Here is a 6,911-nt window from a genome sequence, read left to right as displayed (position 1 = left end):
GCGGCAGAGCCGCAGGCTGGAGGACGGGAAGTTCAGGCCGCTACGGTTGCCCGGAAAACCTTAGCGTACGATTTTTTCCGAATTCTGCGGGCTCCCCACGACTACGTGTTCCCCCACCAGCTCGAAGGGCTGCCGGGCAAACTCAGCGATTTCCCCGACCTACAGATCAACTCATTCAAGACCAATGACGGCGTCACCCTTAAATATTGGGAGGCCGGTAAAGGCCAACCGATCGTGTTCATCCCAGGCTGGTCCGCCAACGGCGCCGAGTACGTCAACGTGATGTACCTGCTGGCGAAAAACTACCGCGTGATCGTGCTCGACCCACGCAATCAGGGCCTGTCGGATAAGGTTGAGTACGGCACTCGCATCGCCCGCTACGCGATGGACTTGAAACAGCTGAATGAACACCTGGGCATCACGTCCGCCAACTACTGTGGATGGTCCATGGGCGCATCCGTGCTGTGGAGCTACATCGATTTGTTTGGCAGCGAAGGCATACGCAAGGCAGTGTTCGTCGATGAGCCTATCTCGATTGTTGCCCACGCTGATTGGTCCGAGCAGGAACGGCGAGACGCTGGCGCTATGGTGCCCTCTCCAGACGTTCTGATCACCGCGCTCAAAGCACCCGTTTCGCAACACCCGGACCCACAAACCACCAACTTTGCCGAACGAGCGATGCTGCGAGACTCGCCGTACTTTGCCAACTCCGAGGGTTTCGCAGCAGCCGTGGTAAAGAACGATCCGGCAGCCATGGTGCGCGTGCTGTATGACCATGCCTCCAATGACTGGCGCGACGTGTTGCAACACAAGATCACCATGCCCGTGGCGATTTTTTCCGGGGAGTACAGCGCCAATCTGCCCAGCCAACGCTGGGCGCATTCGGTAATCCCGGGTTCAGCGCTTTACGTCTACAGCAAGGCTGAGCAAGGGGATCATTTTCTGATGTTTAAAAACCCCTTCAAATTCACCAAAGACCTACGCGGCTTTATAGAACAGCACACAACGCCTTGAGGTGAGCCTTACTGGCCGGTTGCAGTTCTGGTGCGACACGGATGACTGCGACAGGCAGTTAAAACAGCCTGCTCAGGCATACACGTCGATACCTACGCGTGCCTGCAGCCACTGCATATAGGTCGTGAGGTTGCCGGTTTTCTGGTTGCCGTTGCTGGCGCTGAGAGTTTTGCCGTCCAGGTCGCCAACGTAATCCATTTGCCGAAGGCCGCTGAGCATCGACTTCGCTTGCTCTTTGCTAAGCGTTGCCACGTCCGGTAGCGAAGCCGAGTTGTTTTCCAGGTCGATCGTGGTTTTCGCGATAGCTGTACGGTAATCAGCCTTTCGCTGCTCCAAGGCCCGAACACTGTTTTGATAGCTCTGTTCGACCTGGGCTTTGACTTCAGGCGAAGCGTTGATGACTTGAATTCGTCCGACCTGAAGCGTCCCCTCCTTGATCGCTTTCTTCATGCCGCTGTGTGCCTGCTCGAGTAGCGAAGACATTCGTGTGGTGGTGTTGATCCCTGACATGGTGCTGCTCCTGTGCTCGTTTGGAAAGCACGGAAGCAAAACTGGGGCCATGTTAGTAATAGGCTGTTATTAAAAGAAATAGCTGCGCCTTCAAGGGCTGGCAGAGGCAAGCGACTGCCGGAACTGGCAACGCATTGCCTTGTGCAAATGGGATTTAGCTTTCCGAATTTAAACATCCGCTATTGGCCGATTCCTGCCTGTTGTGAGCGATTGTAATCGGCAACAGGCGACCACCTCGAACCGGTGATGTCGCCCGCAGAGCCCCTTCCTACCCTCCCCCTATGCAATCGCTTTTCGGTCCTTTGAACACAGGCGCTCCACCAAATTTGAGCAGAAAAAAACCGGCCACCTTGATCTCCAAAATGACCGGCAAAAAACACTACACCTAGTGTTCAGGCTGAAGAAGACAGGCTTTATACCCCGCGCAGTTGCAACGCAGACGGCTGACCGCCTAAAGGCCTTTCTTCTGTTTAAACGACTGCATCATGGCGTCGGTGGCCACGATTGCGTCGTAGACCAACTCAGGCGTTACGGTAAACGGCATGTTGTGCATGGTGTCGTTAACGTCGCAGGCGGCCTGGGCAACTTGTCGCCATTCACTTTCCTTAAAGTGCTTAAGCCCCAGGTCGCTAAGGGTCAGCGGCAAGCCGACAGCAATGGCGATATCGACCACCTCTTCGATTTCTTCCATTGGAGCGGCCTCCATCACCAGTTGGGTGAACAAGCCGAACACCACTTTTTCGCCGTGCTGGGCGCCATGCAGGTCGTGCACAAAGGTCATGCCGTTATGAATCGCGTGCGCTGCCGCACAGCCACCGGACTCAGCGCCCACGGCGGACATGTAGATGGTTGCTTCAATGGTGTTTTCCAGCGCCGCTGTAATGGACTTACTGCGTACCGCAAACGCGGCCTGCGCCGAGTACTTCTTGATGGTTTCATAGCAGGTTTTGGCAATGGCGAAACCAACCAATGTCGGCTTCAGCATCTTGCCGTCGTTGCCCAGAATCAGGTTGTCGCGTTGGGCGGCGTAACAGGCGCGTGCTTCGAAATAGGTGGCTAACCCATCACCCACACCTGCGGCGAAAAACCGTGGCGGCTGTTCGGCCATGATCCGCGTATCGGCCAACACCACATCCGGGTTCTTGGCCAGGAACAGGTAGCGGTTGAACGTATCGTCGTCGTTGTAAATCACCGAAATGGCCGTGCAGGGAGCGTCTGTGGACGCCAACGTCGGCAGAATCAGTACCGGTTTACCGAGAAAGTGCGCGGCGGCCTTGGCGGTGTCCAGGGTTTTGCCGCCACCAATACCAACGAGATAGTCAAAACCGCGGGCCGCCTCGACGTGTTTGTTGATTTCGCTGTCCGAACACTGCCCAGCAAAGACCGCTACCTCAGCAACCTGCTCGTTGGTGAAGCCCGGCATGGCCTTCTCGTGCACCCGGCCAACAATGAACTGATCACAAATCAAATAGGCTTTCGCGCCGTACGCTTTTCCATGCACCGACAGGTCGACCAGGGCATCGGCCTGAACCAGGAACTTGGCCGGCGATGCAATACCTTTTGTAATGCTCATGTCACACCCTCGCGTGGGTCCAGGCATCCATCACCGCTACGGCTTCAGCGATGCCCGGAGTGCGTTGTAGGAGTTAGTTAAACACCATGCCGCCATCAATAATGACGGCCTGCCCAGTCATGTAATCCGAGTCCGGCCCGGACAGGAACGACACACAGGCGGCCACATCTTGTGGCTGCGACAGGCGTTTCAAGGTGATGTGCTGAGCGAACTGCTCCATGCCCCACTCCACGCTCTGATTGGCGTTATCCGCCACGTCTTGGGCCACCTTGCGCATCATCGGGGTGTCGACGATGCCGGGGCAGTAGGCGTTCACGGTGATACCCAGCGGCGCCAGTTCACGGGCAGCGGTTTGGGTGATGCCGCGCACAGCGAATTTGGTGCCGCCGTAAACGGCCAGGTCTGGGTTGCCGATATGCCCGGCTTGCGACGAGGCGCTGATGATCTTGCCGCCGTGCCCCAGCGCCTTGAATGCTTTCACTGCTGCCTGAATGCCCCACAGCACGCCGCCGACGTTGATGTCGAAGCATTTGCGGTAGATCTCGGGGGTGATGGTTTCAATCGGCGCAATGGGCGCGATGCCAGCGTTGTTGATGACCACATGCAGGTCGCCCAGGCCATCGACAGTTTCCTGCACGGCGCGGAACACGTCGTCACGGTCGGCCACGTCCACCTTTACCGCCAGTGCGCGCCCACCGGCCTGTTTGATCTTCTGGGCTACTACGCCTGCCGTTTCGATATTCATATCCGCGCAGCCGACGGCAAAACCGTCTGCGGCCAGACGCAGGGCAATGGCTTCGCCAATGCCTTGGCCGGCGCCGGTGACGAACGCTACTTTTCCTTGGGATTTGCTCATGTTCGTTATCCTTTTTTGTGTTTGTTAGGACTGAGGGTTTAGAAACTGGCCTGGAGTTTCACGCCAGCCACCACGGCGTTATCCACTTCGTAAACGCCGCCCGGGCTGCGGACGTATTGCACGTTCGGGCGCACGGTCAACCAGTCGGTGACGTGCACGCCGTAGTTGAGTTCGATGTTGTATTCGCTGTGTTGCACGGGGACGTATAGCGGGTTGCTGTAGTCGCTGATGCCGTTGCCAGCGTTGATCTGGCGTTGGCGTTTGCTGACGTCCTCGTTCACATGGATGCGCGCGATGCCGAAGCCGAAATCGTCTTTGGGGCGCGCATCGAACAAACCCAGGTACACCAGGCCGAGGTTCTGGAAGCTGTCGATGCTGCTGGTTTCTTTGTCGTGGAACGTGGCGCTGGCAAACACGCTCAGGCCGCGCGCTGCATCACCGTTTCGGGTGGTCAGTTGCTGGCGCCCCATCACCCACCAACCACTTTTGCTGCTTTGGCTTTTGGCGGCCTGGCCGGTGATGCCCTGCGGGTTACCGTTGACGTCGTCGTACACGTCGTTGGCGTTGGCGCTGCTGTGGTAGTAGCCGACGCGGTATTCGCCGGGCAATGCTTCGGCGCCTACGGTGGGTTTGTAAATCAGCTCGACCGGCACCAGAGCGCCCTGGGTGCCGCTGCCGCTCAGTTTGAAACCGTTGTCCGGCTCCAGGTTTGAGGGGTTCTGTTCGAACACACCGATTTGTACGGCCCATTGCTCGTTCAGGTTGTATTTGGCGCGCAACGCCCATTGGCTGACCGGGCCGCTGTACCACACATCGCCGGCAACGTTGCCGATAGGGGCGGCGCAGAACGACAAACTCTGGAAGTCACACGGGAAACTGTTGAAGTCTTCGTTCACGCCCATGCGGCCAACCTTCAGGTCCAGCGCTTTATCGAAGAACTGCTGGCGGTACCACATTTGCGTCAGGCGCCAGCTTTTGCCGCGCCCCCACACTTCTTGCACAGAGCTGAGTTGCCCGGTGCGCGGGTCACCGATGCGGTCGTTGGACAGGTTGTCGCCGTTACGGTCGGTGAGCAGCACCTGAAATTCAGCGTCGTTCCAGCCGAGCAGTTTTTGCAGGTCCAGGTGGGTGCCCAATGCCCACTGCGAGACGTAGCGCGCCGTGCGGTCATCGTTGTAGCCACCATGGAGATTGGTTGCGCCTTCACCGACGTAACCGATGGTGAAGTCCACGCCTTGCTCGAGAAGTTCACTGCGGGTGCCGCCCCAGTCGCCCAAGCCCCAGGTGGCGGCTTTGTCAGCGGCGATAACAGGCAGAGAAACGCAGGCGAACAGGCTGAGCCCGATGGGCAGTTGCCAGAGGTCTTTCATGTCGAATAGTCCTTGTTTTTATGTTTTTACGACACAGCGGTTTCCGCACCGCAGGCAGAGCCCTGCGGTTGGGGAAGGAACAGCGATAAAGCGGCGTCAGGGCTAGCGAGGCCCTGACCATGCAATGGCTTGGGTTAAATACCGCCCAGGCACAGGTACTTGATTTCGAGGTAATCCTCGATGCCGTACTTGGAGCCCTCGCGGCCCACACCCGAGGCTTTTACGCCACCAAACGGCGCGGCTTCGGAGCTGATGATTCCGGTGTTTACACCGACGATGCCGTACTCCAGTGCCTCGCCCACGCGGAACACACGGCTCAGGTCTTTGGCATAGAAATACGCGGCCAGGCCGAACTCAGTGTCGTTGGCTTTGGCGATGACTTCGTCGTCGGTGTTGAAGCGGAATACGGGAGCCAGGGGGCCGAAGGTTTCCTCTTTGGCGACCCGGGCGTTGTCCGGTACGTCGACCAAAATGGTCGGCTGGAAGAAGTTGCCACCGAGTTTATGCGCAGCGCCGCCCTGCAACACCTTGGCGCCTTTCTCCAGGGCGTCGTCGATATGCTGACGCACCTTGGCCACGGCTTTTTCATCGATCAGCGGGCCGATGGTGGTACCCGTCTCAAAGCCGTCACCTGTTTTCAGCGCGCCGACGGCGGCGGCAAGCTTGTCGACGAATGCGTCGTACACCTTGTCATGCACATACAGGCGGTTGGCGCATACGCACGTCTGCCCGGCGTTGCGGAATTTGGAGGCCAGGGCGCCGTCTACAGCGGCATCCAGGTCGGCATCTTCAAACACAATAAACGGCGCGTTGCCGCCCAGTTCCAACGACACTTTTTTGATGTCGTGGGCGCACTTTTCCATGATGGTGCGGCCAATTTCGGTGGAGCCGGTGAAGGAGATTTTGCGCACCACCGGGTTGCTTGTCAGCTCTTCGGCAATCTCGGCCGCCGAGCCTGGCACCACCGACAGTACACCGTTGGGAATACCGGCTTGCTCGGCCAATACCATCAACGCCAAAGCGGAAAACGGCGTCTGCGACGCGGGTTTGATCACCATGGTGCAGCCAGCCGCCAACGCCGGGCCGGCCTTGCGGGTGATCATGGCGCTGGGGAAGTTCCACGGTGTGATGGCCGCGCACACGCCGATGGGTTGTTTCAGAACCAGCAGGCGCTTGTCGGCAGAGCCTGGAATCAGGTCACCGTAAACGCGCTTGCCCTCCTCTGCGTACCACTCGATATAGGAGGCGGCGAACACGATTTCGCCACGGGCTTCGGCCAGGGGCTTGCCTTGTTCAAGGGTCATGATCTGCGCCAGGTCATCCTGGTGTTCAATCATCAGGTCGAACCAGCGACGCAATTTGCTCGCCCGCTCTTTGGCTGACAGCGCTTTCCACGCCGGCAAGGCGCGCTCAGCCGCCTCGATCGCCCGGCGGGTTTCTGACCCGCCCATACGCGGAACATGGCCGACCACCGCGCTGGTGGACGGGTTGGTCACGGTGATGGTGGCGCCGCTGTCGGCAGCCAGCCACTGACCGTCAATGTAGGCCTGTTCACGGAATAATTCGGGGTTGTTCAGCTTCACAGCAG

At 58.5% G+C, this 6,911-nt stretch carries 6 protein-coding genes; 1 reads left to right on the top strand and 5 read right to left on the bottom strand.

What is annotated here, in order from left to right; translation table 11 throughout:
- Positions 1 to 105 precede the first annotated feature (105 nt).
- Entirely contained in the window at positions 106 to 1,014 is a 909-nt protein-coding gene (locus tag PKE98_RS17525) for an alpha/beta fold hydrolase (protein ID WP_309298763.1), read from the top strand.
- A 72-nt stretch (positions 1,015 to 1,086) separates the two neighbouring features.
- On the opposite strand, the gene PKE98_RS17520 is transcribed toward PKE98_RS17525, so the two are convergent.
- From PKE98_RS17520 to gabD, 5 genes are all read right to left on the bottom strand, one after another.
- Positions 1,087 to 1,524, bottom strand: a complete 438-nt coding sequence (locus tag PKE98_RS17520; RefSeq protein WP_271196608.1) for a hypothetical protein — start codon at positions 1,522 to 1,524, stop codon at positions 1,087 to 1,089.
- Positions 1,525 to 1,975: 451 nt separating this feature from the next.
- The gene (locus PKE98_RS17515) at positions 1,976 to 3,097 is read right to left on the bottom strand and encodes a glycerol dehydrogenase (protein ID WP_271196607.1); all 1,122 of its coding nucleotides are present in this window, start codon (positions 3,095 to 3,097) and stop codon (positions 1,976 to 1,978) included.
- A 73-nt stretch (positions 3,098 to 3,170) separates the two neighbouring features.
- Positions 3,171 to 3,953, bottom strand: a complete 783-nt coding sequence (locus PKE98_RS17510; RefSeq protein WP_271196606.1) for a (S)-acetoin forming diacetyl reductase — start codon at positions 3,951 to 3,953, stop codon at positions 3,171 to 3,173.
- A 38-nt stretch (positions 3,954 to 3,991) separates the two neighbouring features.
- Positions 3,992 to 5,323, bottom strand: a complete 1,332-nt coding sequence (locus PKE98_RS17505) for a carbohydrate porin (protein WP_271196605.1) — start codon at positions 5,321 to 5,323, stop codon at positions 3,992 to 3,994.
- A gap of 134 nt (positions 5,324 to 5,457) precedes the next feature.
- Complete coding sequence (gabD, locus tag PKE98_RS17500) at positions 5,458 to 6,906, bottom strand: NADP-dependent succinate-semialdehyde dehydrogenase (RefSeq protein ID WP_271196604.1); 1,449 nt, start codon at positions 6,904 to 6,906, stop codon at positions 5,458 to 5,460.
- Positions 6,907 to 6,911: the final 5 nt, after the last annotated feature.

The sequence above is a fragment of the Pseudomonas turukhanskensis genome (assembly GCF_027922365.1).
Classification (GTDB): domain Bacteria; phylum Pseudomonadota; class Gammaproteobacteria; order Pseudomonadales; family Pseudomonadaceae; genus Aquipseudomonas; species Aquipseudomonas turukhanskensis.
Note: the sequence above shows the minus strand (reverse complement) of the source record. Positions and strands in the feature narration are given on the sequence as shown.